This window comes from Marinobacterium jannaschii DSM 6295, assembly GCF_000620085.1.
In the GTDB taxonomy this organism is placed as follows: Bacteria; Pseudomonadota; Gammaproteobacteria; order Pseudomonadales; family Balneatricaceae; genus Pontibacterium; species Pontibacterium jannaschii.
In genome coordinates this window covers 177,233-203,532 of the sequence record NZ_JHVJ01000006.1, presented here as the reverse complement: position 1 = coordinate 203,532, position 26,300 = coordinate 177,233, and the positions used below count along the sequence as shown (strand labels likewise).

Genomic DNA, 26,300 nt, shown 5'->3' with positions numbered 1-26,300 from the left:
GATTAATAAAGTTAAATAGAGAGCTGTTTGGCAAGGGGGTGATTTTTCAGCCGCTTTGTTACAGGTGGCTGTAATGAATCTGATACAGCGGCACAGGCAGCTGTATCAGTTAAAGTCATTTTTGTTATACATATCAGTTTCTTAACTGGCTTCGGCTGGCTGTTCTGTTTTCGTAACAGTCTTTAGCACCAAACCTGTCTGGGGGCAGCGGATAGGCTTGTAGCGGCCTGAGTCCCGGTTATCAGGGCGCTTACGGGTGGTGGCTTTGTAGGTGATGCAACAGGACGTGGCTGGCTCAGAAAGCCGAAGTTTTTGCGGAAATCCTGCGCCGATACCATACCGATTGAACTTCCGGAATAGTCGATCTATTGCCGATTTTCCTGGCTTTTAGCTCATGCATGTTGCCGTCAGATCGGCCGGCTTAGTCGCAAAACGTCATGAGCTTTCGCGTACAGAGATTATTCGGCCGAACGGCTGTTCAATGCTGTGAAGGCATTATAAATAAAGGGGAAAGCCTGAATCTGGCAATATTGCCGGTGTGAAGCAGTAGTCGTGGCTGAACGGAGGGACAGTCAGGGGGCGGCCCGCTACTCCGGTAACGGGCCACAGGTTTAGTTCAGTGACTTGAGGTAGGCAATCAGGTAATCCTGTTCGGCGCGATCGCTGATGGAGACATGACGCATGCGGGTGCCGGGCACCAGCTGTTCGTTGTCCGCCACCCAGAGGCGCAGGTTGTCTTCATTCCAGACCAGGCCTGAGTTCTTCAGTGCATCAGAATAGGAGAAACGCGGCAGACTGGCGGCTTTGCGGCCCACCACGCCGGTCAGGCTGGGACCAAAGGTGTTCTTGCTGGCATCGGCAGAGTGGCAGGCGTGACAGCGCTTGAAGACTTCGGCGCCGGCGGCTTCCTCCATCGGTCCGGCGGTGGCGGTTAAGGTGCTGCCCAGCAGGATGGCTGCGGCAAAAGACGGTAATGGTTTCACTTTCGTATACTCCCTGTATGGCTAAATAACCCTACTGAAAGTATAGGTATGCGGGAGTAGCGGATCGCTTACGCTAAGGTACTGATCGGCTACTACTATGGATCTAAACCGACGCCCGGGAGCGGAATTGGTTGCATACCGGGTTGCTGCCGGGGCCCGGAAGCTTCTCGCTTACCGGACATAGGTTGAAAAGAAGGTCTAAAAGGGCACTGTAAGGCGATGCAGTGCCCGTCCATTCAGTTGGCTCCGATGCAGAAGTTTAGTGTAGCGGCGTCGATCGCAATGCCGCTCTGATCTTTCTCCTGCGCCGGCAATATATCGGTTGAGGGCCAGAGGCCGCTGAGCAGGGCTGTGGCATAGGGACTGTCCAGCCCCGCAGCCTGCATCGCGTGTGCACTGGCCTCAGCATCGTAGCTAAGGCGCTGCCAGCGGGCCTGGATACCGTGCTCTTGCGGGGTAAGCAGCAGGTACCAGCCATCCCGGCTGCTGTCGTTGGCGGGCATGCCGATCACGCCACTGTTAAGCCAGTATCCTGACGTCAGTGTGCGGCCAAAGGGCAGACCGCAGTGACCGCCGATCACCACATCAGTATTCGAACGCTGCAGCTCAGCATCGCAGTGCAGCTCATCACTGCTGGCAAAGATAAACTCATTGATGCGGCTGACACTGCCATGTACCACGCGAAACGACTTTCCGCCCAGCCTGAACTGTAAACTTCGTGGCAAACTGCCCATCCACTGCTTCTGAGTCGCACTGAGCTGGGCACTGGCATAGCGATACCACTGTACCGACAGCAGCGAGCAGTTGCTGCCTTCCTCAAAGCCGCAGCCGCAATCCGATGCATCGGCGGCGAGGGATTCCTCGCAGTTGCCCATCACCATTGGGATGCCCCAGTCTCGGATCAGTTCGGTGGTGGCGCTGGCATCGGCGCAGTAAGCCACCAGATCACCGGTACAGATCACCCGCTGCGGCGGAATATCCAGGCGCCGGGCTTCGGCCCTTATCGCCCGGGTTGCGGCCAGGTTGCTATAGGGGCCGCCGAAAATAAGTACCTGATCCTGCAGGGTGCCCAGATCTTCACACTCCTGTGTCATATCAGACCGCCTCGCTCTGGGTACCGGTATTGCTGCGCTGATTAAGTAGTCCCGCCATAAATAGCAGACAGCCGCCTGCCATCACCGTGATACAGATCCACAGCAGCTTGGTGTACTTATGGGCTTCGCCCAGCAAGGCGCTGTGGCCGGAGGACTCGGTGAAATAGAGCGCCGCGCCGCCGAGGGCCAGCACAAAACTGCCCAGGTAGCTCCACAGCGGGATCTCCCGCTTGCCGCCCCAGAGGCTGAAAAAGATCACCGGCGCCAGGTACATCGAGGCGGTACCGCTGACCGCCACGGCGCTGAACAGATCCTTACTGCCGACAAACACCAGCAGCACCCCGGCCAGCATAAACAGCGCCATCACCATCCGGCCGTTGCGCAGGCTGGCGGGCAGCAGTTTCATATCCACCACCATCAGCTTGGCGGAGCTGGAGAGGGTGCTGTCGAGGGTCGACATGGCGGAGATCACCAGTGAGGCGCTGAACAGGAACATCGGGATCTCGCCCAGCAGGCGGCTGAGGGCGTCATTCATACTCTCGCCGCTGAGCGCATGGGCACCGGCGATCACCCCGAGGCAGCCAAAGGCCAGTATGCAGAGGCTGCTGATCCAGCCGGCATGGATAAAGCTGCGCCGGGTGGTGGCGCGGTCGGCCAGGAAGCCCCGGTCCATCATCACCGGATCGTGCATCGGATAGCTCCACACCTGTAGCAGCGCCACCATCAACAGCACCGGGCCGGGCTGGCTGATATCGAATGGTTTAAAGACCAGCAGCTCAGGCCCGATCAGGCCCTCGAACAGCACCGATAGCATCAGCATCGCCATGACAGCGAGGAATACCAGCATCTGGAACAGGTCGGTACGCAGCGATGCCTGCAGGCCACCCAGCATTGAATAGATCAGCGTCACCAGCGCCAGGGCGATCACCGCAAAGGTATAGGCAGTGGAGCCGGCGACACCAAACAGGATACCGATCACCAGCAGGTTGGCGAACACCTCGCTCACCAGCCGCACACCGATCACGAAGTTATAGCAGCGCGTGCCCCAGTGGCCGAAACGGTCGCGCAGGAAGTCCTGCACACTGCCATAGCCCTGTTCGAAACGCAGCTTATCGATAATCAGGCCGCCGCTGAAGAAAGACAGATAGTAAGCGGCGTAGGCCAGGGTGCCCCAGATGCCGTAGTAGAAACCGAGAATAGCCGCATTCAGCAACGAGCGGGCAAAGATCCAGGTGGTCACCTGGGAGAAGGTCAGGGTGATCAGACCCGGTGCTGAACCATCCTCCTCTTCACCGCGAAAAAAGGCACCGGGCTCGCTGACTCGGTTGGACAGAAGCAGCGAGATCAGTGCGACGGCGGCGATCAGGGCTGCAAGTAAAATCTCCATGGGGTACTCCGCTAACAGATAGGATGCTATGCCGGACCTTTCTGGCCACTGGCGGATCGCTGCCGGTGGCCGCTCTCTGTTCGGCGCTTTGTTGTGTTAGTCGGGGCAGGGCAGAATCTCTTACAACGCACTGAGAGATTTCTGCCAAACCAGCTAGAAAGTTATTCAGGCTGGCTCTCTGGTCTGATCAGGAGATACCCAAAAGACGTTTTTGAACTATTCTTGATTAATTGTTCAGGATTTTTGATTCGCGGGGGTCGTGATGGAGCGAACACGACGCAGTCGCGCGGTGGAAAACAGGCTTGATACAGGCGAACAAGCATGAACGCCACGGAGCTTCTTAACCTGATCGATGGGATCTATGCGGCAGCCGCCGACCCGCAGTTGTGGCCCAAAGTGGCGGGTGATATCCAACACGCCATTGGTGGGCACAGCGCAAATCTGGTGTTGGAAGATACCCGGCATCCTCACTTCAATTATATCTATAGTAATGGTGTATCCGCTGAGAAGGTGGCCTATTACGAGCAAAACCTGATCGGCCAGGATAGCCTGACCACCATCTATGAACGCATTCCCGCAGGTCAGGCGGTACTGACCCAGAACGTCTGGGATGAGCAACAACTTCATAACCTCTCTATCTATGAAAACTTCTATGAAGATCTTGGGTATAAGTATTTCAATTGTGGCTTGTTCTATCGGGACGATGAACGACGTGGCTGGATTTCCATTGCGCGCAGCGAGCAAGATTCGGTGTTTAGTACGGAAGAACATCAACTGATGCAGACCCTAGTACCTCATCTGCAGCGGGCATTTATGATCAACCTGCAAATGATGCAGGCGCAGCAGGTCTCCCATATTGGACTGGATTCGCTGGAACACCTTTCAGCCGCGACCCTGCTGCTGTCCAGCAAGGGTAAGGTGGTGATGCATAACCGCCGTGCCGAGCCCTACCTCTGCTATGCCGATGCCAAGACCCAGAGCCTGGGGATTCGTATCCCTGAGCCTCAGGCCAACCGCAAGCTGCACCGGGTGATTCTGGGGGCATTGCACAGCGAACAGCCAGGTTTTGCGGCGATGGTGCCCTTTAGCGAAAAGGGCATTCGCAAAACGGTACTCTGTTTTCCCTGGCGGGCTAGCGGTGCCCAGATGGACTGGCTCGGTCAATCCACCGATTGCATCCTGTTTATCCTCTCCCCGGCATCTGACCTGCCACCGGCACAACAGCTGCAGACAACCTTTGACCTGAGTAAGGCGGAAGTACGGGTGCTGCACCAGCTGATGGAAGGCCACAGCGTGCGTGAAACCGCCGAGCTGATCTTTGTCTCAGAAGCCACGGTGCGCTTCCATATCCGCAGCCTGTTAAGAAAGACTGACAGCCGCAACCAGGCCGAGCTACTGTCGCGGGTACTGCGCCTGACTTCGGTAGCGATCGGCTGATGGCTTTTTTACCCACAATCCTTTTGTTGGCAACGGCTGTGATGCTGCTGCGATCCCAGCGCTGTCGACCAACCGGTGACAGGAGCGCCGATGATCAGTGAATCCAACGTCAAGCTGCTGGAGCGGATCTACCAGGTGATCCTCAATCCCGATGACTGGGAGCCGATGGTGGATGCCCTTAACCACGAGATCGGTGCCTATGGCATCAATATGTGGGTCGGCGACAGGGTACTGATGGATCTGCAAAGCTTCTGGGCTTCAGATAAGATCCGCAACTCGATGGACGCCTACCTGCACAGCGGCTTTGTCGATGCCGAACGTCCCCTGATGCAAACCCTTGCCCGTATCACTGAGACCACCGGCCTGATGGAGATCAGCGAATTCCAGCAGGAGCACAACAGGATCTCCGAGGATAAGCTGGACCTCGCCGCGCTGGGGCACTGGCTAAAGCAAAACTACGGTGTCGAAGAACGCTATATCAGCGCCCTAAACCAGCACCCCAGCTACTACGACTGCATTAATATCTCCTTCCACAATGCCAACAGTCGCAAGCGCCAGCAGAGCCTGGCAACCAGCCGCTTCTTTATTCCCCACTTGGCCAATCTGATCGCCGTCTCCCGCCCCTTCCTGTTGCTGAAGGCACGCTTTAATGCCGTACTCGAAGTGCTCGACCGCTTCCACGTTGGCGTCTTTCTGCTTAATAACGATGGTAGCCTGATCTCACATAACCAGCTGGCCCAAGAGATAGCCTCAGCGCAAAACGGTATCCGCCTCGACTTGAAACAACGTCTGGTACTGAGCCATGAGACCGATAACCTGCGTCTGCAACAGACCATGACCGAGTTGCTGGCCAGCCCGGCCCAGCACCGCCAGGTTAAACTCTCTGCAAAAAAGCGCAGTATCCAGACCCCTTACCTGCTGGAACTCTCGCCCATCTACCACCAAGAGATCCCCCTCGGCTTGCTGTTGATCGTAATCGACCCGGAAGACCGCAAGGTGATCGACACCGGTGCCTTTAGCGAACTCTTTGGCCTCACCCAGGCGGAACAACAGATCTGCCAGCTACTGGCCGAAGGCTACCAGGCAAGGGATATCTCCGATATCCGCCACACCGGCCTGGAAACCGTGCGTGGCCAGATCAAATCGATCCAGGCCAAAACCCACACTCGGGAAAGATCCGAACTGATCCGCCTCGCCCTCTCCATCAACCTGCCTGTGGATAAGCAGTAATTTCCACAATTATCCCCCGGCTGGGGGATGGCAGATGAAGGCGTCCATCCAATACTCCGAAGTAAAGACCAAGTGATAAAAAACAAAACTATTCATTTGGATAGTTTTTTCTTCATCTTCCGTCGCTATACCTGATGGGTAAGGTAGGTCTCATTTATCTAGAGGATCTGACATCTTGAAAACTACAGAAGAAGATTGATAAATGTTTATTTATCTAATAGGTAAATAGTCAAGCTATAGGCCAGTTTAATTTAGGGATGTGGCTATGAGCCTATATTAACTAGGTAAGAGAAAATGAAAATACAGCAAGAAAAAAAACATATTAAATATCTGGTGGCTGTTACATTAACCCTAGCCTCAACTGTGGCTTTCGCAGCTCCACCTGCTACCTTATCAAGGCTCGGCTGCGGACCAAATGAAGTTGCGAGAGTAAACGGTTCAAACACATGGGTGTGCAGCACGTCTCTATCTGCGGCTGAAAGCAGTATTGCAACGCTGGATGGAGATGTTAGTACTGCACAGTCGGCGGCGGATACAGCAGCGGCGGAAGCAGCAGCAGCTATTGGCACGGCAACTTCAGCACAATCAGTTGCTAATTCTGCACAGGCGTCTGCAAGCTCAGCGGCTTCAGATGCCGCTGCTGCTCAAGGGGCAGCAGATTCAGCACAAGCTGCGGCTAATTCAGCACAATCAACAGCAAATTCAGCGGCAAGCGAGGCGTCGGCTGCCCTAGGGGAGGCTTCTACAGCACTGGCTGCGGCTGGAGCTGCCCAAGCTGCGGCAGATAATGCCTTGAGCCAAGCTACCGCTAACCAAAATAGTATTCAAAGTAATCTTGAGCTTCGAATTCAAACGCTGGAAAACGGAGATTTTGACAATAGACTAGATCAACTTGAATCTCTAAATATCGTATCGTTTTCGGATACAGTTATAGTGAGTTCAGAGGGTGATGCTATTACAAATGGTAATAATCTACTTTCTGCAATCTCTACTATCAACCCAACCGCTCAACAACCTGTACTTATTATTATCGAGCCTGGCGTTTTTAATATTGGATCCAGTAGGCTTGATATTCCTTCTTATACAAAAGTAAGCGGTGCTGGTCCTGAAGTAACTATAATTGAGCAAAGTAGCTCCAGTTTTGCGGGTGCTGTGGGATTGTCTGGTTATGGAGAAGTTAGTAATCTTGGAGTACGAGGTACTGATACTAGCAGTGGTGGGGTCATATTAGGAGGTTCAGGAAATAACATAGTACGTAATGTCAAAGTGCATGCAGGAAATGATAGAGCGGTACTGAGTGCATCTGCAAGTCAGGGCTCAGCCAAGAATTTAGTATATGATACAACACTAGTGGCGGATCAAAATCGTATAATTGTTCTATGGTCTATAAGTGGTAGCTCTATTGTCGAACTTAACCGAGTAAGATCAATAGTTCCCAGTGAAAATGTTGGAGGTAATATAATGCAAGGGGCGAAAGTTACTATTAAGAATAGTGACCTTCAGAATGGATTTAGTACGTTTCATGCTAGCTCTGCCAATGTATCTGATACATCAATTGATGGGTTTCCGGTAATTTCTGCTAATGATCAATCGACGCTGAAAATAAGTAGATCAAGTTTAAATTCTGGGCAAGTTAGAAGTGAGGAGAATGGTGTTTTTAAAATTGCCATGTCTGAGCTTGATTACCAGTTTGCTCCTGCAACATCAGGGGCAGGAACGATATCATGCCTTAATGTATATGGCAGTGACTTTTCTTTATACGATGATAGTTGCTTAGCTCAGCCATAATTTTTATAAACTAGGTATATCTTTTGGAAGTTTAGCGGCACTTTCTTATAAAGTGCCGCCATTTATCTGGTAGGCGTAAACATTTCGATATTCAACTCAGTTGTTGACTATCATATATTAATAAGGTGGGCTTATACATCTTATATGACTTCTCGGTTTGATATTTCACTCGGTCGAACGCTTATTCGGTAACCACTGTAAATCCTCCGGCTCATCAATATCGCGCAGCGTCTCTCCCTGCCACCAGTCCCAGCCAAGGTTTTCCAACCGTTCTTGGGTCATTGGAAATACCTGCTCGGTGCTCCAGGGGATATCACTAAACAGTGAGGGATCGAAGTCATTTAAGGCGATCATCGAGTAGCCGCCGTCGCTGACCGGGTAGAGGGCGCAGCGGTGATGATTGAGGGCTGCGGCGGCATCGCGCAGGCGCTGGACGTTGAGCATGGGGCAGTCGGTGCCGGTGAGGATGATCTGCTCGCCGTAGGCCAATACCTTTTGTACCGCGCCAGCCATGCGCTGGCCCAGGTCGCCGTCGCACTGTACCGAGTAGTGCAGCTGCTGCGGCAGGTCGAGTTGCTGCCATAACGGATCGCTAAGGTCGGGGGTGACGCAGAGTTCTACCGGGCCTATATCGGCTGCCAGGGCTGCATCGACGGCATTCAGCAGAAGCTTTTTGGCCAGCTCTGCTGCGCCTTCGGCGCCCACGGCGGGGATCAGCCGGGTTTTGGCAAAGCCTGCCCTGGGGGCTTTGGCAAAGATTACGATTCTGGTGGTTTTTTCTGTCATGGCTTTCTCTGCAGGGCGCTTGTCGCTCTTTCTTATCGCTTGTGGCTGAAGGCTTCCAGCTGGCTCTTACCGATAGAGCTCGGCCAGCCGGTCGGGGTGGCTGCCGCGCCAGTAGGCCCAGCGTAGCCGCCACATCAGCAGGATGGTTTTCAGGGCACCGTTCTGGTCCCAGCGCCGCCCGGAGGTGGCTACTTTCTGCTTCAGGCAGGCGGGGTGACTGATCTTTTTTAGCCGAGCGGAGAGTTCGATATCTTCCATCAGTCGCTGTTGTGGAAAACCACCGAGCTGCTGAAATGTCTCGCGGCGGATAAAGATCCCCTGGTCGCCGGTGGCGATAGCGCTGAGACGCGAGCGCAGGTTCATCAGCCGCGCCACCAGCGGCAGCATTATCGAGTTGCCGATAATACGCACATCGAAGCGGCCCCAGTCGCGGCCGTTGTCGATGGCGGCCAACAACAGACGGTCGGCCTCCTCGGGCAGCCGGGTATCGGCATGCAGGAACAACAGTACTTCGCCCCTGGCTGCTGCGGCCCCGCTATTCATCTGGTTGGCGCGGCCGCGTTCGCTGTGGATAACCTCAAAGCCCATCGCCTGGGCGAGGCGGTCGCTGCCATCGTCGCTGCCGCCATCCACCAGCAGCACCTCGGCACCGCGCTGTTGCCAGTGACGCAGGTGATCAAGCAGGGCGGGCAGGGCTTCGCGCTCGTTGATCATGGGAACGATGATTGAAAGCCGTGGTATCGACTGCAGTCGCGCTGTGGCTGAGGGGGCTGGAACAGGATCAGCTACGGACATCGTTGAGTAACCAGTTATAGTCGGTGAAATCGATCTCCAGATCCTGCTGTTGCAGTTGCTGACGCTGGGCGGCGTTAAGGCCCAGCGGATCGGCATAGCGCAGCAGGAACTGGCTCAGGTTGTCGCTACCGCGCCAGCCCTGTTCAAAGTCTTCGCGATACCATTTGAAGATCGGCGACAGCTGCAGCTCGCCCCCCTCGATACGGTTACGGCTGCGATCGCTCAGAAAGGCGCGGGTCTGCCGTTCAAGTTGCTGTTCCAGCTGGTCGCCTTGATAGGCTCTGTTAAGCAATGCCGGGCAGCCGATACTGGCGCAGTTCACCGCGAAGTGGATACGCGGCTCTGCATAGCGGCCGGAGCCGCGAATCAGGCCATGCTCGATATCATCCAGCGAGCGCTGTTCGCCCAGCAGTGGCACAAAGGCCTTCTTCCAGGGAGAGCGGAACAGGCTGCCGAGATCCTTGATCGAGTCCAGATCCGGATATTTGGTCAGGATCAGCTGCAGGGTAAAAGCGTTGTAGGCGTTAATCAGGAACGCCAGTTGTTCGCTCTCGGCCCACTGCTCAAACTCTGACTTATCCACAGCCGATAATGCCTGAAGGTAGCTTTCCAGGTCACCAGGTTTAGCTGCCAGCGCGGCATAGTCCACCGCGCTGGCTTCGCCCTGGCCCTGCATCACAACATGCTGTTGCAGCAGGCGGTCCAGGCGGCTGTGATCGAAGGTGTCAGCTGATACGTTCTGGCTGATCAGCAGCAGGCAGATCGTCACTATTCTCAGCATGCTTCTCTCCTTTGGTTGGCGTGTCGGAGGTTTTGCCACGCTTGCCGCGACGCCAGTCGTGATAACGTCCCAGCCAGCGCAGGATCAGCTGCGGTGCATGGGCGCGCTTCCATTCGCCAGCGGCATATTTGTTGGCTTCGGCCCAGGTCGGATAGGCGTGGATGGTGCCGAGGATCTTGTTCAGCCCCAGGCCGTGTTTCATCGCCAACACAAACTCCGCCAGCAGGTCACCGGCATGCTGGCCGACGATAGTGACGCCGAGTATGCGGTCGCTGCCCGGGGCGGTCAGTACCTTTACAAAGCCGTGGGCGCTGCCGTCGGCGATGGCGCGGTCCAGGTCATCCAGGCCGTAGCGGGTGACTTCCACTTTGATCCCCTTATCCAGTGCATCCTGTTCGCTGAGGCCGACCCGGGCCACTTCCGGATCGATAAAGGTGGTCCAGGGGATCACCCGGTAATCTGCCTTGAACTTCTTAAAATCGCCAAACAGCGCGTTCACGGCGGCATACCAGGCCTGGTGCGCGGCGGTATGGGTGAACTGGAAAGGCCCGGCCACATCGCCGACGGCGAAGATATTGGGGTAGAGGGTCTCCAGGTAGGCGTTGGTGGTGACGGTGCGATGGGTCGGGATGCCGAGGCGGTCGAGGCCGAAACCTTCCAGTCGTGGCTGGCGGCCGACCGCGACCAGCAGGTCATCAAATTCCACCGCCACTTCGCTGCCGTTATGATCGAGGATCAGGCGCTTGCCTTTGTCGCCTTCCGATTCCACCCGACGCGCCATATGTGCGGTCAGGATCTTCACTCCGTCATCGGCCAGGGATTGCTGCGCCAGTTCGGAGACATCGTTGTCCTCACGTACCAGCAGGCGATCGGCGCCCTCCACCAGTGTCACCTCGGAGCCGAGGCGGGCAAAGCTCTGGGCCAGTTCACAGCCGATTGGGCCGCCGCCCAGCACCAGCAGGCGTTTCGGCGCCTGATCACGCTCGGCCAGGGTCTGCCAGAGGGTATCGCTGGTGAGGTAGCCGCTCTGTTCCAGCCCCGGCAGATCCGGTACCAGCGGCCGGGCACCGGTGGCGATGACGATGCTGCGGCTGGTCAGGCGCTGGCTGCGGCCGTCCGGGTATTTGATCTCCACCGTCCAGGGATCGATCAGGCTGGCATAGCCTTCCAGCACCTCGACCCCTAAGTTGGTGTAGCGCTCGACACTGTCATGGGGTTCGATCGCAGCGATCACCTCGTGCACCCGTGCCATCACTCTTTGGAAGGAAAAGTTGGGTTGGGTGTTCTCCAGGCCGTAGTGCTCGGCATGGCGCATCTGGTGGGCCAGCTTGGCGGAGCGGATCAGCGCCTTGCTCGGCACGCAGCCGTAGTTAAGGCAGTCGCCGCCCATCTTGTGGGCCTCTACCAGGGTAACCTTGGCCTTTACCGCTGCTGCGATATAGGCACTGACCAGGCCACCGGCACCGCCGCCGATGACGATCAGGTTACGGTCAAACTGCTCCGGTTTCTGCCACTTGGCGTAAACCCGGCGTTTCTGCACCATGCCCAGCACCCCCTTGGCAAGCAACGGGAACAGGCCGAGCAGGGCGAAGGAGATCAGCAGGGCGGGCGACAGTATGCCCGACAGGCTCTCCAGCTGTGCCAGTTGGGTCCCGGCATTCACAAACACCAGGGTGCCGGCCAGCATCCCCAGCTGGCTGACCCAGTAGTAGGTGACGGCGCGGATTGGCGTCAGGCCCATCAGCAGGTTGATCAGGAAGAACGGGAACACCGGTACCAGGCGCAGGGTAAAGAGGTAGAAAGCACCGTCGCGGGCGACGCCGTCATTGATCGCCTGCAGGCGGCTGCCGAAGCGGGCCTGCACCGTATCACGCAGCAGGTAACGGGAAACCAGGAATGCCAGCAGGGCACCGAGGCTGGAGGCGAAAGAGACGATCAGCAGGCCCCACCAGAGGCCGAACAATGCCCCGGCCGCTAGGGTCATCACCGCCGCGCCCGGCAGGGAGAGGGCGGTGACCGCGACATAGAGGGCGAAGAAGCCGCCACCCACCAGCAGCGGTTCACTGTCACGCCACTGCTCGAACTGACTCAGACCGTTTTTCAGGCCCTCAAGGGTCAGCAGCTGTTGCAGGTCGAAGGCGAAGAAGGCGGCGACCAGTAGGCCGATCACCAGCAGTAAGATCTTTTTCATCACTGAACTCCCTTTCGGTTAAAGTGCGCCGCCGCAGCTGCTGCCCTGTCCGGCGGTGCAGCCGTAACAGTGATCGGCGACATAGACAGGCTTGCCATCCAGGTCTTTCGTCAGCAGATCTCGCAGGTGGGAGGGTTTCTCGTTGGCCAGGGCGACGTTCAGCTGCTGGTTGAAGTCACAGTCATAGAGGTTGCCCTGCCAGTCGACGCTGATCAGCGAGCGGCACATCAGCCCCGCCAGGTTAGCCTCATCGTAGTTGGCCTTGAGCAGATCCATATAGCCGTCGAACTGGCCCTTGGAAATCAGCATTGAGCCGAAACGCTGGATCGGCATATTGGCCAGGGCGAACAACTGGTTGAACTCGATATCGAAGTGCTGCTTCAGCTCGCGCTTATAGTCCGCTTCCAGCGCTACCTGGTTGGGTGGCAGGCTCGGCCCCTGGGGGTTGTAGACCAGATTGAGTTTCAGCGCGCTGCCCGGCATGCCGTAACCCAGCGAATTAAGTTTCTTCAGCCCTTCGATGCTGGCATCGAAGGTGCCCTTGCCGCGTTGCTTGTCGACGTTTTCCAGTGAGTAGCAGGGCAGGGAGGCGACAATTTCCACTTCCTGCTCGGCCAGGAACTCGGCCAGGGTCTCCTGACCCGGCTCAAACAGGATCGTCAGGTTACAGCGGTCGATCACTGTCACGCCCAGGGCGCGGGCTTTAGTCACCAGCTCGCGGAAGTTTTCATGCAGCTCTGGTGCGCCACCGGTCAGGTCGAGGGTGCCGATATTGCGGGCTTTCAGTACGTCGATCACCAGGTCGATATGTTCCGCCAGCATCATCTCGGTGCGGTTAGGTCCGGCCGCTACATGGCAGTGCAGGCAGCTGAGGTTACAGCGGTAGCCCAGGTTTACCTGCAGCGTTGAGGTTTTCTCGCGGCGGATCGACGGGAAATCGCTGACTTCCAGCAGTGGTAGGGTGGCTAACATCAAGTACTCCTGAATTCGATGGCGGACAGCGCTGTCTTGCGATCCGTTTTGTCATTAGTCGGCGCAATGGGGGAATTCTTACACTGCCGGGTGAAAGAAAACTGAAAATTTATGAGCGGTCACTCACTCGGATGGATCGCCGTCGCCGGGTTTGTGGCTGTAATCGCGGGCAAAGCCACGCAGGCTCTGCATCTGGTCGCCGAAGTTACGGCAGCCGGAACACATCATCAGATGCAGTTTCAGCGTGCTGCGCTCTTTCAGTGTCAGGGGCCTTTCTTGAGCATCCGACAGCATCCGGGTGGCCTGTTTACAGTTCATCATGAGGCTGGCTCCTTGTTAAACCAGCGACTGTCGAGGCAGTCGCGCAGCCGCAGCCGGGCGCGGTAGAGAATCACATGCAGGTTGGACTGGCTGATTGCTTCGTTGTGGCAGATCTCGTTACTGCTCAGCTCGATAAACTCGCGCATCATAAACAGTCGGGCCTGCTTTTCCGGCAGGCCGTTGAGGCAGGCATCGAAGGTGCGCCAGAAGTGGCTGTCCTCGACGGTTTGCTCCGGCTGTTGCCAGCGGTTCGGGCGTTCGCTGCGGTGCCAGCGACCCTTGTCGTCAAAGCGCAGGGCATCTTCGGCGGCCTCGTCCTGGTCATCCCTTAAAAGCGGTGAGACATTGGCGAATTTCTGTTTCTGGCGCAGGCTGTCGGCGATCTTATGCTTGAGGATAGCGAACACCCAGGTCTTGAGGGCGGCGCGGCGGGCAAAGGCGTCGGCATTTTTCAGTGCCCCAGCCAGGGCTTCCTGTACGGCGTCCTCGGCCTCGTGCTGATCGCCCAGCTGCAGCAGGGCGAATTTCAGCATCTGGCTGCGCAGTCCGGCGAGAAATTCATTGTCGTTCAGGTTGCCGGACGGATCGGTTGAGGGGCTGTCGGGCTGTTGTGGCATATCGGGCATCACATTGTCCGGTATCGGGTTAGTTCTGGCACTTCTTCAGCTGTTCATACAGGGTAGCGCGGCCGATCCCGAGCTGCTTGGCGGCCAGGGTTTTATTGCCGTGACAGGCATCGATCGCCTCGAAGATCGCTTCACAGCTGGCCTTTTGCTGGCGGTTCTTAAGACTGGCCGGACGGCTGTTTTGTTCCGGTAGCGGTGTCGGCAGATCATCCTGGGCGCCCAGGTCGGCCGCTTCGATCTGTTCACCCTCGGCCATCACGCAGGCGCGCTCCAGCCGGTTGCGCAGCTCGCGCACATTGCCCGGCCAGGCGTATTGCTGCAACCACTGCAGCGCGGACGCGGACAGCACCAGCGGTGGCAGCTGGGTCTCATGCTGGATCTGCCGCAGTATATGTTCGCTCAGCTGCGGGATATCGCTGCTGCGCTGACGCAGCGGTGGCAGGGTGATCGGCAGTACATTAAGGCGGTAGTAAAGATCGGCGCGGAACTCGCCCTTGTCCACCAGCTGGCGCATATCCTTGGCGGTGGCGGCGATCACCCGGACATCGACTTTTTCCAGCCGGTTGGAGCCCAGGGCTTCGACTTCGCGTTCCTGCAATACCCGTAGCAGCTTGGCCTGCATCGCCAGCGGCATCTCGGCGATCTCATCAAGAAACAGGGTGCCGCCGTCGGCCAGCTGGACCTTGCCGGTGCGCCCGCGCTGTCCGGCCCCGGTATAGGCGCCGGGCGCGGTGCCGAACAGTTCGGCTTCGACCAGTGATTCCGGTAGTGCGGCCATATTGATGCCGACGAAAGGCCCCTGGCGGCGCGGCGAGGCCTGGTGAATGCCCTGTGCTAACAGCTCTTTGCCGGTGCCGGTCTCGCCCAGTAGCAGGATCGTCGTGTCGAGCTGGGCGGCGCGCTCGGCCTGGCGGCGTAGCTGGCGCATCTGCTCCGATTCACCGATCAGGTCGGCCAGGGCGTACTTCGACGGGCGCAGCAGTTTCTCATGCTCGAACTTGCGCCGCAGGCGGGCGAACTTATCAAACAGTGGCTGGATGCTGTCGAGATCGTCGTAGAAGACGAAGCCAACAGCGCCGAGAATCTCGTTGTCGGCGTTGCGCAGTGGCAGCCGGGTGACGACGCACCAGCGGCCGTTAATCTGCATCAGGTCGACGAAGGTGGGTTTGCCGCTTTTCACCACCCGGGGCATATAGCTGGTGGGCAGTATCGAGGTGACGGGTTCGCCCACTACCGGCTGGTTGGCATCCAGCCCCATCAGCTCGCGGTAGGCATCGCTGAGCCAGACAATATTGGCGTCCTGATCGACGGCGATAGCGCCCTGGCAGAGGCTGGCGAGCAGCTCCATCAGGTGGCTGTGGCTGGGGTCATCGGAGATTAGCTGCTTTAACGGGTCCATCGTTGGCTGACATATCTGGCGTAGAGGAGCTTCCAGTATGCCCTAAGCGCCCGTTGGCTGCAGCTGTGCGGCGGGTGCTGTCAGTCCTGCTTGGTTGCTGGCTGGCGGCTGCGCCACCAGAGGGCCAGGCCCGCGAGGCCGGCGATATAACCGAGGGCGCCAAAGATATCCTGCAGCCGGGCCTTCTCCTGCTGCCGTTCGATCGCTTCGCGCAGGGGGCGCACCTGACGGGCAACGGCGGCTTCGATACGCTGGTCGAGATTATCCCGGCTGGCAGTGGCCGCTGCGGCGCTGTTCGCCGGGTTAGCGGATATTGCCTGGCCGCCCAGTTCGGCGGCGCTGATGGTCCAGGTGGCGGCATGGCCATCCAGGGTGCTGGCGCTGATCAGGTGATCGACCGGCTTCTGGCTGCGGTAGCTGAAGGCTCCCTGAGGATCGGTTTTCAGCTCACCGAGCAGCGCGCCGCTGCTATCGCTGATATTGACTGCTGCCTGCTGCACCTTGGCACCGCCGCTGAAATAGACGTAGCCGCTGATCTGGCCGTTCTCGGCGCTGGCAAATAGCTTCAGCAGGTGAGCCTGGGCGCCGGGACTCAGTAGCAGCAGCGCTGCTGTCAGGGCAGCGCCGCAAAGGCGGCGGATCTCAGGCATGCTGTGGGACCGGCTGGTTGAGGATATGCGGTGCAACCTTCTGCAGGAAGCCGACGATGGCGCCGGTGACGGCGGCTTCCACCAGCAACAGCGGCAGGTAGGTGGCGGCAACCACTTTGGCGGCCGGAATCAGCGCGTCGCCGCTGAAGGCGAGGGAGAGACCGACCATCAGGGCGGTACCGACGACGCCGATGGCACCGGCACAGGCACCGATCATAAAGCCGCGGTTATGGCCGCTACGCTTTAGCCAGGGTAGCAGGATGGCGCCACAGAGTAGCGCCGGTAGCGCCATATTCAGGGTGTTGGCGCCCAGCACGATCAGACCGCCGTAGCCGAAAAACATCGCCTGCAGGGTCAGGGCCACCAGAATCGCCGGGACCGCTACCCAGCCCAGCATCAGTCCCATCAGGCCGTTCAGTAATAGATGCACACTGCTGACCCCGACCGGGATGGTCACCAGTGAGGCGATAAACAAGGCCGCCGCCAGCATCGCCGCCTGGGGGATGCGGTCGTAGTCCAGCCGCTTCAGGGCCACGGCGGTAAAGCCGATGGTCAGGGCTGCGCCGCTGATCAGTACCGGGGCGCTGAGGACGCCGTCTGGGATATGGGCCATTGCTCTCTCCTGATCTTTTGGGGTGTTCCGGGTTAGTTCGGGGCTATCAGTACGGAGCTATTTCATATCGCGGGTATGAACCCAGATCAGCCCGCCCAGCTCCACCGGCACTTCCTCTCCGGCCGGATTGAGCATCGGCTGTTCAGCCTCGACCAGCGCAGCAAAGCCCCACCAGCCGGCACGTGGCATGGCGTAGCTGAACTCCCCGTTGGCATTGGCCAGGATTACCTGGGTGACATAAGGATCGGCCGGAGCGGTCAGGCTGCCATCGTTACGCCACTCTACCTCGATCTCGGCGAAGGGCACCGGCTTGCCATCTTGCTTGACGATGCCGCGGAACAGGTTGCCGCTCCAGAGGCCATAGGGGCGTACCAGCGGGCTGATCTCCACCGGCAGGTTGAGATCCTGCTGCCAGTTAGACTCACCGCCAAAACCATCCACCGTGACCTTGGTGTAGTGGATGATCATCTTGCCCTCGGCAGGCTCCCAGTAGGGGGCCGGTTCGACGAAGAAAGTGTGGTCGCCGGGACGCTGGATACTGTACTGACTGCGATAGGCTGCCTGGCCGTCCACCTGGGTGCTGTCCAGGCTATCCAGCAGGTCGACTTGTTCGCCACCGGTCAGGACGGCGAAGCGTTTCGGTTTGGCCATCGCCATCGCCGGGCCGCCGCTCATCGGGTGGGTGAAGGTCAGGCTGAGTCCCAGCTGGCGCTGGGCCGGTGAGCTGACGATATCGCTGTCCGGAATCAGCTCCTGAAAGTGGGCCTGGGCAGGTGTTGCCAGCAGGGTAGTAAGCAACAGGCCGCCGAAGGACTGGCGGAGCGCGTGGCAGATCCGTCTGATCATAAGTATGAAGAAATAATATTTTGTATGAAATTGGTCTGCCAGAGTATTACAAAGGCAGGATTCAGGCAAATGGGACGGTGCTTATTGTGCCTGTGAATTAGCGGCAGGGAGGCGCGGACATAACCCGGAGGGAGCTCCTCCGGGCAGCGGACACTCAGGTCTGGGGCTTGATATGGCTGTGACGCGGGGCGCTGCCACTGCTGTGGCTGTGCTCGTGATGGCTGTCCTCGACGTCGACCGGTACGACGTAAAGCTGGCCGTGGCGTACACCGGGACGGGAGATCACCGAGTCGGCGAACTCGCGTACCCGGCCGATCGGACCATTCACCACTACGGTTTCCATGCAGTTGTCATGGTCGAGGTGGACATGCAGGGTGGAACTGGCCAGGTCATGGTGGTGATGCTGGGCCTGGGTCAGGCGCGCGGCCAGTTCCCGTTCGTGGTGATTGTAGACGTAGGTGAGGGTGCCGACACAATCGCCCTGTTCAGACTGTTTCAGGCGCTCGCTTTCCAGCTTCTCGCGGATCAGGTCGCGCATCGCCTCTGAGCGGTTCTTATAGCTGCGCTGATTGAGGTACTGGTCAAACTGGGCGGCCAGATCGTCATCCAGCGAGATAGTAATGCGTTCCACGGGCTAACTCCTCGAACTTGAGCGCCTCATTGTAGAGCAGCCGGAGCGGGCTTAACAGCGGCTTATCCAACCACCAGAAAGTGTCGTTTTGCGCACGTCGATTGACTGATTGCGACAATACTAAGGTCTTAGACGGCCAAGCCCGGTTTTTTTAAGTAATCTCCGCGCTACAACAATAATCCAGATGTTCTGGCTTCGATTTGTAGATGGGGTGAGTGGCATGACTATCAGGAAAAAACTGGCACTGGCATTTATGCTGACAACGCTGCTGCCGGTCTTACTGGTCTCGACGTTTTCGATCAATCAGACGCGGGAGCAGGCGTATGCGGAGTTTCTCGATGCCAGCAACCGGGAGATCCGGCAGGTCGATAATGCCTTTTCGATGTACTTTAAGGGCATGGCGGAGAACGTTGAATACTTGGCTTCGATGCCAGTGATGCAGCGTCTCGACGATTCGCTGGCCAAGTATGTCGACAAGCCAACGGCCCCGATGACACCGCTGCAAAACAGCCGGCTGGAGCAGGAGATTTTCAGCCGTTTCGACCAGTTTGGTCAGGCTCACCCAGACCTCTCCTACGTCTATATGGGCACCGAGGACGGTGGCTATATCCAGTGGCCGATTACCGATCTCGGCAATTACGACCCGCGCCAGCGTCCCTGGTATAAGCAGGCGATGGCCAGCCCGGGCCAGACCCTGACCACCGATGCCTATTACTGGGCGGCTGACGATGCTGCTTATATTGCCACGGTCAAAACGCTGCAGGACCGCAGCGGCCGTCAGGTCGGCGTCATGTCGATGGATGTATCGCTGAAGAAGCTGACCGATATCGTCAGGCAGATCAAGCTGGGCGAAACCGGCTACCTGATGCTGGTGGAGGACAATGGAAATATCATTGTTGACCCGACTAACCCGGACAACAACTTCAAGCAGATCTCGGCACTGGAGGGGGCTGCCTATGCGACATTGGCACGAACCGACAGTGCCGGGGTTTCGGTCGAGCTGAACGGTAAGGCCTATGAAGCCAGCGTCTTTGTTTCGCCGGATCTGGGCTGGAAGTTCATCGGCCTGATGGAACGCGGGGAGATCTACGCCTCCGCCGTAACCATGACCTGGATGATCGTAATCGCCAGTCTGCTGCTGGTGGTGCTGTTTATGTTTGCGGCGTTCTATCTGGCCGGGCTGATCGTCAATCCGATCAACCAGGTTAAGAACGGCCTGAAGGAGATCGCCCAGGGCGAAGGTGACCTGACCCGCCGTCTGGATATTATCAGCCGGGATGAGACCGGAGAGCTGGCGTTGTGGTTTAACCAGTTCCTGGATTCGATTCAGCGTCTGGTCGGCCAGATCAACCAGAGTGCGATTCAGGTGACCGAGGTGGCGGAAAGCGCCCGCAGCAGTGCCGGAAATATGAGCGGTGCCAGCGATCAGCAGCTGCAGGCGGTTGAGATGGTGGTGGCTGCGGTGAATGAGATGGCGTCAGCGGCGAACGAAGTGGCGCGTAACTGTGTCGAAACGGCCACGGCTGCCGAAACCGGCCAGCGTTCGACCAGCGACGGTAAAGAGGTGATTCTGGCGACGGTAAACAGCGTTGAGCAGCTGCGCGGCACCGTCGAGCAGTCGGCGGAGTTTATCCGCCAGCTGGAGAGTGAGACCCAGAATATCAACACCATCCTCGATGTGATCCGCGATATTGCCGACCAGACCAACCTGCTGGCCCTGAATGCGGCCATTGAAGCGGCGCGTGCCGGTGATCAGGGTCGTGGCTTTGCGGTGGTGGCGGATGAGGTGCGCGGCCTGGCCCAGCGCACCCAGGTTTCGACCGAAGAGATCAACAACCTGCTGAACCAGCTTAACAGCCGGACCTCGCAGGTGGCGGATAACATGACCGCCAGCCTGGATCAGTCGGAGCAGGCGGTGGCCTATTCGGGGCAGGCGCGTCACGCCTTCGAAGAGATTGAGGCCTCGGTGCAGGCAATCAATGATATGACCAACCAGATTGCCAGTGCCGCGGAAGAGCAGCATCAGGTGTCGGAGGATATTAACCGCAATATCAGCGATATCCATGCTGCGGCCAGCGAGGTCAACAATGTCTCCACTCAGGTGGCCGACAACTCCGGCCAGCAGGCCCGTCTGGCCAGCGAGCTGAGTCAGCTGGTGTCCCAGTTCCGGGTCTGATGTTCTGAAGCCCCGTCAGTCTGCCCGGTGGTTCGCCGCCGGGTAGACCGTTTCCTCCTCCTCTTCCGTAATCCACATCGACGCTGCGGCCTGTTCGCAGAGCCAGTGGTGAAACTGTTCCAGCAGAGACTTCTTCAGGCTCTGGGGATTCACCACCCAGTAATAGTGGCCGGTTGCCACCAGCGGGGTATCGATCGGCGATACCAGCTGCCCCTCGCTCAGCTCGCGGCTGATAAAACTCAGGTTGGACAGACAGACACCATGGCCGCTGATGGCTGCCTGCATCGCTTCAGTATCGGTATCGAAGATCAGGCTGGGTTCGGGCAGTTCTGAGATGCCCAGCGCGGCGCTCCACTGCTGCCAGTCACGTCCCTCGGCGTGGTTCCAGAGAATCGGCAGGCGCAGGAACTGCTCCATGCTGAGCGGCTTTTCCGGATCATCCAGCAACAGTGGATTACATACCGGCATCATCAGTTCCTCGAACAGCAGTTCGCTGCCCGGCAGCGGCGTGTGCGGCGGACCGGGGCAGTAGATCAACGCGGCATCGAACCCCACCTCGATCGGATTCACCGGCGTACGTACCGTCGCCAGCTGTACCTTGCCCGCGTGGCGGGATTCAAAGTCATGCAGCCGTGGCAGCAGCCAGCGATTGGTCAGGGTGGCGGCGGCTTTTATCCGCAGCGGCCGTGACTGGCTGCGCAGGGTATCGGCCACGGCCGAGATACGGTTGAAGGCCGGTGCCAGCTCCTGGGCCAGCAGGTGGCCTTCCGGGGTCAGGCTGAGGCTGCGGTGGTGGCGCTGGAACAGCTCCACGCCGAGGTGTTCCTCCAGCAGGCGCACCTGACGGCTGACGGCGCCCTGGCTGACATTCAGCAGGTCAGCGGCACGGGTAAAGCTGAGTTGTTCGGCGGCAATAGCAAAGGCTTTGAGTGCATTTAGCGGTGGCAGCTGTTTCATTTGGTATGAGAAAAACTGAGGCAAAGAGAGCTAATTTAATCGTTTGAGCGAGGGCTTGTCTATCGCAACAATAGCGCCGTTTTTTAATCGAGCTATGGGTCAGAGAGAACAGCGTGAATACAGCACTCAGCATCAGGGATACACAGCAGGGATTGTTCTGGGCGGCACTGGCGGTGATGTCTAATGTGGCGCTGGATGTGACGCTTAAGTTTACGCTGGGTGACCTGCCGCCGATGCAGACAATCTTTCTGCGCTGGCTGTTCGGGGCTTTGCTGTTGCTGCCACTGGCGCTGCAGTTTCGCTGGTTTGAAGGCTTTCGCCTGAACAGCATCTATGGCACCCGGATGATCCTGAACCTGATCGGCACCGGCAGCTTTATCTTCAGCCTGTCGAAACTGCCTCTGTCGCTGACGGTGGCGATCTTTTTTCTGGAGCCACTGTTTTCGATCCTGTTTGCCCGCCTGTTGTTCCGGGAACGCAACAGCGTCCAGCGCTACCTGGCGGTGGCGGCGGGGTTTGCCGGTGTGTTGCTGATGCTGGACTTCAGTCACGGCGTCGAGCCTGACCTGCTGGCGATTACGGCGGCGCTGCTCGGCACGGCCTGTTGGGGGCTGATGAATGTACTGACGCGCCACTACGGCCAGCAACAGAGCTCCGGGGCCCTGATGTTCTGGCTGGCGGCATTGACCGCGATCGGCTTTGCCCCGGTGGCCCTGTGGCAGTGGCAGCCGGTGACGATGGATACGGCATTATTGCTGACTATCGCCGCGCTGTTTGGCTCTCTGTTTAACTTTGGCTGGACCCGGGCCTTCAAGACGCTGCCGGTTACCCTGCTGGCCGGAGTGTTCAACCTTTATCTGCCAGCGGCGGCGCTGTTGGGCTGGCTCTGGTTTGGCGAGGTGATGACACTGCAGATGCTGCTGGGTTCGGCGGTGGTGTTGCTGGCAGTGGTGCTGGCCTGCAAGCCGGAGCGCTCGAGACTGGCGCGGGCGGAATAGAACAGGGCCAGACTGCGCTGACAGGCCCCGGGACTTGCTGGTCGGTTATCGTCGGCTGATCGCCCAGCCGTGCGGTACATGCCGCTGCTGCAGGCGGCTACCACAGCCGGAACAGCGATAGGTGGTGCAGTTATAATGCTGTCGCGTCTGAGCCAACCCGGAGGGGGATCCAAATGGTTGCCTGTTCAGAACGTCCGCGCACTGTCGACACTGGTCTACTCTGGCCATAACGTTATCCCTTTCGCCTTTATCTGAGGGGCAATCAGCGCCCAGAATCCGGCTCGTTTTTTATAGTTAATCGGGTGCATGGAGAGGTAAGGGTAGCTATTGAATATGACCGATTCCAGTCGGAGCTGATGTTTTTTTGATCAGCTGCTGTGATTTAAACACCTCATTCTGATCCTCCTGCAAGGACGTTCCAATCGCCGGAGGATGGCGCTGCGATCCAAACAAAACATCGAAAGCCCCGCTTCTGATCGCTGGCTCTAACCACGGGGATCAGCGAACGCCTGCCGTGGACGAAGTCAAAAATATCAGGCTGCGTCAGCATATATCTGCTTAAGCCACTAAAATGTAAGGGAAAAGTATTCTTTTTTTATAGGTTTGGGCTGCTACCTTATGCGATTAAAGTCTAGTATTCAGGTACGGGGTTCAGGCGCTCAGCTGATATAAAGGGGGCGGGGTGCGTGGGATAGGCACGCAGTTGTTACAGCCCCGAGCATAATAACTATAAGTGCAGGTGAAGACCGTATCAGCCTGTCTGACAAGGGAATAACTGAAATGCTGACAAGCATCCGCAACAAAATTGCCGCCGTTTCGGCGCTCTGTCTGCTCGCGGCCCTTGCCGCGACTTTGATCTATGCCACGATTGCCAGTCACAGCACCAAAGATGAGGTCACGGCGCTGACGACCGAGCAGCTGGGGCAGAAAGCCGAGTTCGGACTTCAGGCTGTGGCCCGGCTTGAAGCCAGCCGCATCAGTCAGCGTCTGGGCGAATCTCTGGCGGTGGCGAAGGGTATCCGCCAGGCCGCCCAGACCTATATCCGTGAAAACGATCTGGTCGCGTTGGAGCGTCAGCGTTTCAGTCGTTACCTGCGCGGTATCCTGGCGGAAAACCGTTCGGTGATCGGCACTTATGTGGCCTGGGAGCCCAATGCAGTCGACCGCGAGGATGCCAGCCATAAGGGCGAAAGTCATACGTTTGAAAACGGCCAGTATGCACCGTACTGGTCCCGTTCGGGGGATACCCTGGCGCTGCGCCCGCTTAACCTGAAGAATGTCTTTGAGGCGACCGATCCGGCCGGTGCTTACTGGTATAACTGCCCGCTGAAAGAGCAGCGCAACTGCCTGGTTGAGCCTTATACCTGGGAGATGCAGGGGCAGCAGATGGTCGGCACCTCTATTACCATGCCGCTGATGGTGGATGGCCGTTACTACGGTATGGCCGGGGTAGACCTGGCGCTGGCCTATATTCAGGAGATTGCCAGCCAGGCGGCAAGCCGCCTATACAATGGGAGTGGCGAAGTACTGGTGTTGAGTAGTGACGGGCTGGTAGCCGGACACTCCGCAGACCCGTCAATGATCGGTAAAAAGCTGGCGGCGGATGAACTCACGCTGTTTGCTTCCCAGCTGAAAAGCGGTGGGGACCTGATTATCCAGCAGGATGCCAGCTACATCAGCCTGGCCGCTATACGCTTGCCGGAGGTGCGCGAATCCTGGGGAGTGGTGATCCGCCTGCCGAAATCGGTGGTACTGGCCGGTGTGGCCGAAACCGAAGCTGTGCTGGCCGATAACTTCAGCGCAGCCCTGACCCGGCAGACCCTGATTGGCAGCGTGATTGCCGTGCTGGGTGTGGTCCTGCTGGGCTGGCTGGCGCGCGGTATTGCAGCGCCGATCAGCCTGACCGCCAGCCGGGTACATGAACTGGCTTCCAGTGACGGTGACCTGACCCGACGTCTGAATCTGGAACGCCGTGATGAGGTGGGAGATCTGGCCAACGGGGTCAATGCCTTCGTCGAGAAAACTCACAGTATCGTCAAGGATATTGCCGCCGAGATGGATTCGGTGGAACAGACCGCTAACCGGACTTCCGAAATCTCCAGTCAGACCCATAGCCGGGTGCAGCGTCAGCAGCAGGAGATCGAGATGGTCGCGGCGGCGATGAACCAGATGTCGGCATCGGCCACCCAGGTGGCGCAGAGCGCGGCCGATACCTCCGCCGCGGCCACTGATGCCAAGTCGGCGGTGGAACAAGGCTCCAGCAATGTCTATCACTCGGTCGACTCCATCCGTGAGCTGGCGACGGAGATGACCCAGGCCGGCGGCATTATGGATCAGCTGGCGCAGGACAGTGAGAATATCGGCAAGATCGTCGAGGTGATCCGCGGGATCTCCGAGCAGACCAACCTGCTGGCACTGAATGCGGCGATTGAAGCGGCCCGGGCCGGCGAGCAGGGTCGCGGATTCTCGGTGGTCGCTGATGAGGTGCGTAACCTGGCCTCCCAGACCCAGAACTCCACCACCGAGATTCAGGCGCTGATCGAACAGCTGCAGGAGCGCTCCCGCCAGGCCCAGAGTGCGATGGAAAATGGCCAGAGTTACACCAGTAACTGTATCGAGCGGGCGGAGAATGCCGCCCATCACCTGGATTCGGTGGTGGATGCGATCTCCCGCATCAATGATATGACCAGCCAGATCGCTACGGCCGCCGATGAGCAGAGCACCGTATCCGAGGATATCTCCCGCAGCATTGTCACCATCAATGACACTGCGGATGAACTGTCGGTCGGCGCCGGTGAGGTCAACCGTGAAAGCGGGCGCCTGTTTGACCTGATTAAGGAGCTGGAGAATAAGCTCAACCGTTTCCGTTACTGAGTCAGGCCTGAAACAAAAAACCGGCGCATCCAGCGCCGGTTTTTTTATGTCTGGCTGAACGCTGCCGGTCTGATCAGTAGACGAAATTCTTCAGCGCACGGTAGGGCGCCAGCAGGTGTTCCTTGATCAGCCGCTCGGCGGTGTCGCTGTCCCGCGCCAGTACCGCATCCACCAGATCGTTGTGATCCTTCTGGTTAGCGTCAAACACCACCCCGTCGATCATATTCTGTTTCAACCACAGGTTACGGTAGCGCGAGGCTTTCTCGTACAGCGAGCGGCGCACATGCAGCAGGCTCGGTGACTGGCAGCCGCGGGCGATGGCAGTATGGAAGGCCTGATGCAGTGCTTCCCAGCGGTGCAGGTCCGCTTCCGACTGTTCCAGCAGGCTGGCCGATTTTTTCAACTGATGCGCCGCCGCCACAATACCGGCTTCCCAGGCGTCATCGCCGTTCTCTATCGCCTGGACGACACAGAGTGCCTCGATATGCGAACGGGTCTGATAGATATCCTGCATCTCCGCCTGTGAGATCGGGTGAACCTTAAAGCCGCGCTGATTCTCAACCACCACCAGCTGTTCGACCAGCAGCTGGGACAGCGCCTCGCGCAGGGGACTGACTCCGACCTGATAGCGCGCTTTCAGGGTGGTCATCTTCAGCTTCTCACCGGGGCTGAAAAATCCGGTCAGAATATCGTCCTTAAGCTGGCCCAGTACCAGGCCGGCAGAGTTGTCACTGCCAGGGGCAGCTGTCGCAGTGGATGGCATAA

Annotated in this window: 23 protein-coding genes; 6 read left to right on the top strand and 17 right to left on the bottom strand. The window is 58.2% G+C overall.

Features of this window, described 5'->3' with window-relative positions; all coding sequences use genetic code 11:
• Positions 1–611: 611 nt before the first annotated feature.
• The 3 genes from Q354_RS0105800 to Q354_RS24770 all read right to left on the bottom strand — a co-directional run bounded on the left by Q354_RS0105800 (position 612) and on the right by Q354_RS24770 (position 3,464).
• A complete protein-coding gene (locus tag Q354_RS0105800; protein WP_027856784.1) occupies positions 612–983 on the bottom strand; it encodes a c-type cytochrome in 372 nt (123 codons plus the stop codon).
• A gap of 236 nt (positions 984–1,219) precedes the next feature.
• Positions 1,220–2,077 carry a metallophosphoesterase family protein gene (locus Q354_RS24775; protein WP_036228661.1) on the bottom strand — a complete coding sequence of 286 codons (858 nt, stop codon included), beginning with the start codon at positions 2,075–2,077 and terminating at the stop codon, positions 1,220–1,222.
• A 1-nt stretch (position 2,078) separates the two neighbouring features.
• Complete coding sequence (locus Q354_RS24770) at positions 2,079–3,464, bottom strand: sodium:solute symporter family transporter (protein ID WP_036228658.1); 1,386 nt, start codon at positions 3,462–3,464, stop codon at positions 2,079–2,081.
• A 321-nt stretch (positions 3,465–3,785) separates the two neighbouring features.
• On the opposite strand from Q354_RS24770, the gene Q354_RS0105785 reads away from it, so the two are divergent.
• The 3 genes from Q354_RS0105785 to Q354_RS28180 all read left to right on the top strand — a co-directional run bounded on the left by Q354_RS0105785 (position 3,786) and on the right by Q354_RS28180 (position 7,919).
• Complete coding sequence (locus Q354_RS0105785; protein WP_027856783.1) at positions 3,786–4,901, top strand: helix-turn-helix transcriptional regulator; 1,116 nt, start codon at positions 3,786–3,788, stop codon at positions 4,899–4,901.
• A 90-nt stretch (positions 4,902–4,991) separates the two neighbouring features.
• Positions 4,992–6,131 carry a helix-turn-helix transcriptional regulator gene (locus Q354_RS0105780; protein ID WP_027856782.1) on the top strand — a complete coding sequence of 380 codons (1,140 nt, stop codon included), beginning with the start codon at positions 4,992–4,994 and terminating at the stop codon, positions 6,129–6,131.
• Between the two features lie 294 nt (positions 6,132–6,425).
• Positions 6,426–7,919 carry a hypothetical protein gene (locus tag Q354_RS28180; protein WP_036228654.1) on the top strand — a complete coding sequence of 498 codons (1,494 nt, stop codon included), beginning with the start codon at positions 6,426–6,428 and terminating at the stop codon, positions 7,917–7,919.
• A gap of 165 nt (positions 7,920–8,084) precedes the next feature.
• Here the strand turns inward: Q354_RS28180 and Q354_RS0105770 are convergent, their stop codons facing one another.
• The 12 genes from Q354_RS0105770 to nikR form a co-directional block, all read right to left on the bottom strand.
• Positions 8,085–8,705: a TIGR04282 family arsenosugar biosynthesis glycosyltransferase gene (locus tag Q354_RS0105770; RefSeq protein WP_027856780.1), complete on the bottom strand. Its 621-nt coding sequence runs from the start codon at positions 8,703–8,705 to the stop codon at positions 8,085–8,087.
• 66 nt (positions 8,706–8,771) lie between these two features.
• Positions 8,772–9,500: a TIGR04283 family arsenosugar biosynthesis glycosyltransferase gene (locus Q354_RS0105765; RefSeq protein WP_156948231.1), complete on the bottom strand. Its 729-nt coding sequence runs from the start codon at positions 9,498–9,500 to the stop codon at positions 8,772–8,774.
• Positions 9,487–10,281: a DUF547 domain-containing protein gene (locus Q354_RS0105760; protein WP_027856878.1), complete on the bottom strand. Its 795-nt coding sequence runs from the start codon at positions 10,279–10,281 to the stop codon at positions 9,487–9,489. The genes Q354_RS0105765 and Q354_RS0105760 overlap by 14 nt, the downstream gene beginning before the upstream one ends.
• On the bottom strand, positions 10,226–12,472 hold the full coding sequence (locus Q354_RS0105755) for an FAD-dependent oxidoreductase (RefSeq protein WP_211252219.1): 2,247 nt from the start codon (positions 12,470–12,472) through the stop codon (positions 10,226–10,228). The genes Q354_RS0105760 and Q354_RS0105755 overlap by 56 nt, the downstream gene beginning before the upstream one ends.
• Positions 12,473–12,490: 18 nt before the next feature.
• Positions 12,491–13,444: an arsenosugar biosynthesis radical SAM (seleno)protein ArsS gene (gene arsS / locus Q354_RS0105750; RefSeq protein ID WP_027856777.1), complete on the bottom strand. Its 954-nt coding sequence runs from the start codon at positions 13,442–13,444 to the stop codon at positions 12,491–12,493.
• Positions 13,445–13,567: 123 nt separating this feature from the next.
• Entirely contained in the window at positions 13,568–13,765 is a 198-nt protein-coding gene (locus tag Q354_RS0105745; protein ID WP_027856776.1) for a zf-HC2 domain-containing protein, read from the bottom strand.
• Positions 13,762–14,391 carry an RNA polymerase factor sigma-70 gene (locus tag Q354_RS0105740; RefSeq protein ID WP_027856775.1) on the bottom strand — a complete coding sequence of 210 codons (630 nt, stop codon included), beginning with the start codon at positions 14,389–14,391 and terminating at the stop codon, positions 13,762–13,764. The genes Q354_RS0105745 and Q354_RS0105740 overlap by 4 nt, the downstream gene beginning before the upstream one ends.
• A gap of 19 nt (positions 14,392–14,410) precedes the next feature.
• Positions 14,411–15,790, bottom strand: coding sequence for a sigma-54 interaction domain-containing protein (locus tag Q354_RS0105735; protein WP_027856774.1), 1,380 nt, complete (start codon positions 15,788–15,790; stop codon positions 14,411–14,413).
• Positions 15,791–15,870: 80 nt separating this feature from the next.
• Positions 15,871–16,440, bottom strand: coding sequence for a carboxypeptidase-like regulatory domain-containing protein (locus Q354_RS0105730; protein WP_027856773.1), 570 nt, complete (start codon positions 16,438–16,440; stop codon positions 15,871–15,873).
• The gene (gene cbiM, locus Q354_RS0105725) at positions 16,433–17,053 is read right to left on the bottom strand and encodes a cobalt transporter CbiM (protein ID WP_027856772.1); all 621 of its coding nucleotides are present in this window, start codon (positions 17,051–17,053) and stop codon (positions 16,433–16,435) included. The genes Q354_RS0105730 and cbiM overlap by 8 nt, the downstream gene beginning before the upstream one ends.
• 57 nt (positions 17,054–17,110) lie before the next feature.
• Positions 17,111–17,851, bottom strand: a complete 741-nt coding sequence (locus Q354_RS0105720) for a DUF4198 domain-containing protein (protein ID WP_211252218.1) — start codon at positions 17,849–17,851, stop codon at positions 17,111–17,113.
• Positions 17,852–18,053: 202 nt separating this feature from the next.
• Positions 18,054–18,530, bottom strand: a complete 477-nt coding sequence (gene nikR, locus Q354_RS0105715) for a nickel-responsive transcriptional regulator NikR (protein WP_027856770.1) — start codon at positions 18,528–18,530, stop codon at positions 18,054–18,056.
• A gap of 220 nt (positions 18,531–18,750) precedes the next feature.
• Here nikR and Q354_RS0105710 point away from each other — a divergent pair, with 220 nt between their 5' ends.
• Complete coding sequence (locus tag Q354_RS0105710) at positions 18,751–20,706, top strand: methyl-accepting chemotaxis protein (RefSeq protein ID WP_027856769.1); 1,956 nt, start codon at positions 18,751–18,753, stop codon at positions 20,704–20,706.
• Between the two features lie 15 nt (positions 20,707–20,721).
• On the opposite strand, the gene Q354_RS24760 is transcribed toward Q354_RS0105710, so the two are convergent.
• Complete coding sequence (locus tag Q354_RS24760; protein ID WP_051559932.1) at positions 20,722–21,663, bottom strand: LysR family transcriptional regulator; 942 nt, start codon at positions 21,661–21,663, stop codon at positions 20,722–20,724.
• Between the two features lie 113 nt (positions 21,664–21,776).
• Between Q354_RS24760 and Q354_RS0105700 the strand changes: the two genes are divergently transcribed.
• Both Q354_RS0105700 and Q354_RS0105695 read left to right on the top strand, forming a co-directional pair.
• Positions 21,777–22,661, top strand: coding sequence for a DMT family transporter (locus Q354_RS0105700; RefSeq protein WP_027856768.1), 885 nt, complete (start codon positions 21,777–21,779; stop codon positions 22,659–22,661).
• 780 nt (positions 22,662–23,441) lie between these two features.
• Positions 23,442–25,535, top strand: coding sequence for a methyl-accepting chemotaxis protein (locus Q354_RS0105695; RefSeq protein ID WP_027856767.1), 2,094 nt, complete (start codon positions 23,442–23,444; stop codon positions 25,533–25,535).
• 73 nt (positions 25,536–25,608) lie between these two features.
• On the opposite strand, the gene csiR is transcribed toward Q354_RS0105695, so the two are convergent.
• Positions 25,609–26,298 (bottom strand): DNA-binding transcriptional regulator CsiR, encoded by a 690-nt coding sequence (gene csiR / locus Q354_RS0105690; RefSeq protein WP_051559931.1) that lies wholly within the window; start codon positions 26,296–26,298, stop codon positions 25,609–25,611.
• Positions 26,299–26,300: the final 2 nt, after the last annotated feature.

Coding starts and splice junctions, on each gene's coding strand:
- Q354_RS24775 (WP_036228661.1), bottom strand. CDS start 2,077: ATGACACAGGAGTGTGAAGATCTGGGCACCCTGCAGGATCAGGTACTT.
- Q354_RS24770 (WP_036228658.1), bottom strand. CDS start 3,464: ATGGAGATTTTACTTGCAGCCCTGATCGCCGCCGTCGCACTGATCTCG.
- Q354_RS0105785 (WP_027856783.1), top strand. CDS start 3,786: ATGAACGCCACGGAGCTTCTTAACCTGATCGATGGGATCTATGCGGCA.
- Q354_RS0105780 (WP_027856782.1), top strand. CDS start 4,992: ATGATCAGTGAATCCAACGTCAAGCTGCTGGAGCGGATCTACCAGGTG.
- Q354_RS28180 (WP_036228654.1), top strand. CDS start 6,426: ATGAAAATACAGCAAGAAAAAAAACATATTAAATATCTGGTGGCTGTT.
- Q354_RS0105770 (WP_027856780.1), bottom strand. CDS start 8,705: ATGACAGAAAAAACCACCAGAATCGTAATCTTTGCCAAAGCCCCCAGG.
- Q354_RS0105765 (WP_156948231.1), bottom strand. CDS start 9,500: ATGTCCGTAGCTGATCCTGTTCCAGCCCCCTCAGCCACAGCGCGACTG.
- Q354_RS0105760 (WP_027856878.1), bottom strand. CDS start 10,281: ATGCTGAGAATAGTGACGATCTGCCTGCTGCTGATCAGCCAGAACGTA.
- Q354_RS0105755 (WP_211252219.1), bottom strand. CDS start 12,472: ATGAAAAAGATCTTACTGCTGGTGATCGGCCTACTGGTCGCCGCCTTC.
- arsS (WP_027856777.1), bottom strand. CDS start 13,444: ATGTTAGCCACCCTACCACTGCTGGAAGTCAGCGATTTCCCGTCGATC.
- Q354_RS0105745 (WP_027856776.1), bottom strand. CDS start 13,765: ATGATGAACTGTAAACAGGCCACCCGGATGCTGTCGGATGCTCAAGAA.
- Q354_RS0105740 (WP_027856775.1), bottom strand. CDS start 14,391: ATGCCCGATATGCCACAACAGCCCGACAGCCCCTCAACCGATCCGTCC.
- Q354_RS0105735 (WP_027856774.1), bottom strand. CDS start 15,790: ATGGACCCGTTAAAGCAGCTAATCTCCGATGACCCCAGCCACAGCCAC.
- Q354_RS0105730 (WP_027856773.1), bottom strand. CDS start 16,440: ATGCCTGAGATCCGCCGCCTTTGCGGCGCTGCCCTGACAGCAGCGCTG.
- cbiM (WP_027856772.1), bottom strand. CDS start 17,053: ATGGCCCATATCCCAGACGGCGTCCTCAGCGCCCCGGTACTGATCAGC.
- Q354_RS0105710 (WP_027856769.1), top strand. CDS start 18,751: ATGACTATCAGGAAAAAACTGGCACTGGCATTTATGCTGACAACGCTG.
- Q354_RS24760 (WP_051559932.1), bottom strand. CDS start 21,663: ATGAAACAGCTGCCACCGCTAAATGCACTCAAAGCCTTTGCTATTGCC.
- Q354_RS0105695 (WP_027856767.1), top strand. CDS start 23,442: ATGCTGACAAGCATCCGCAACAAAATTGCCGCCGTTTCGGCGCTCTGT.
- csiR (WP_051559931.1), bottom strand. CDS start 26,298: ATGCCATCCACTGCGACAGCTGCCCCTGGCAGTGACAACTCTGCCGGC.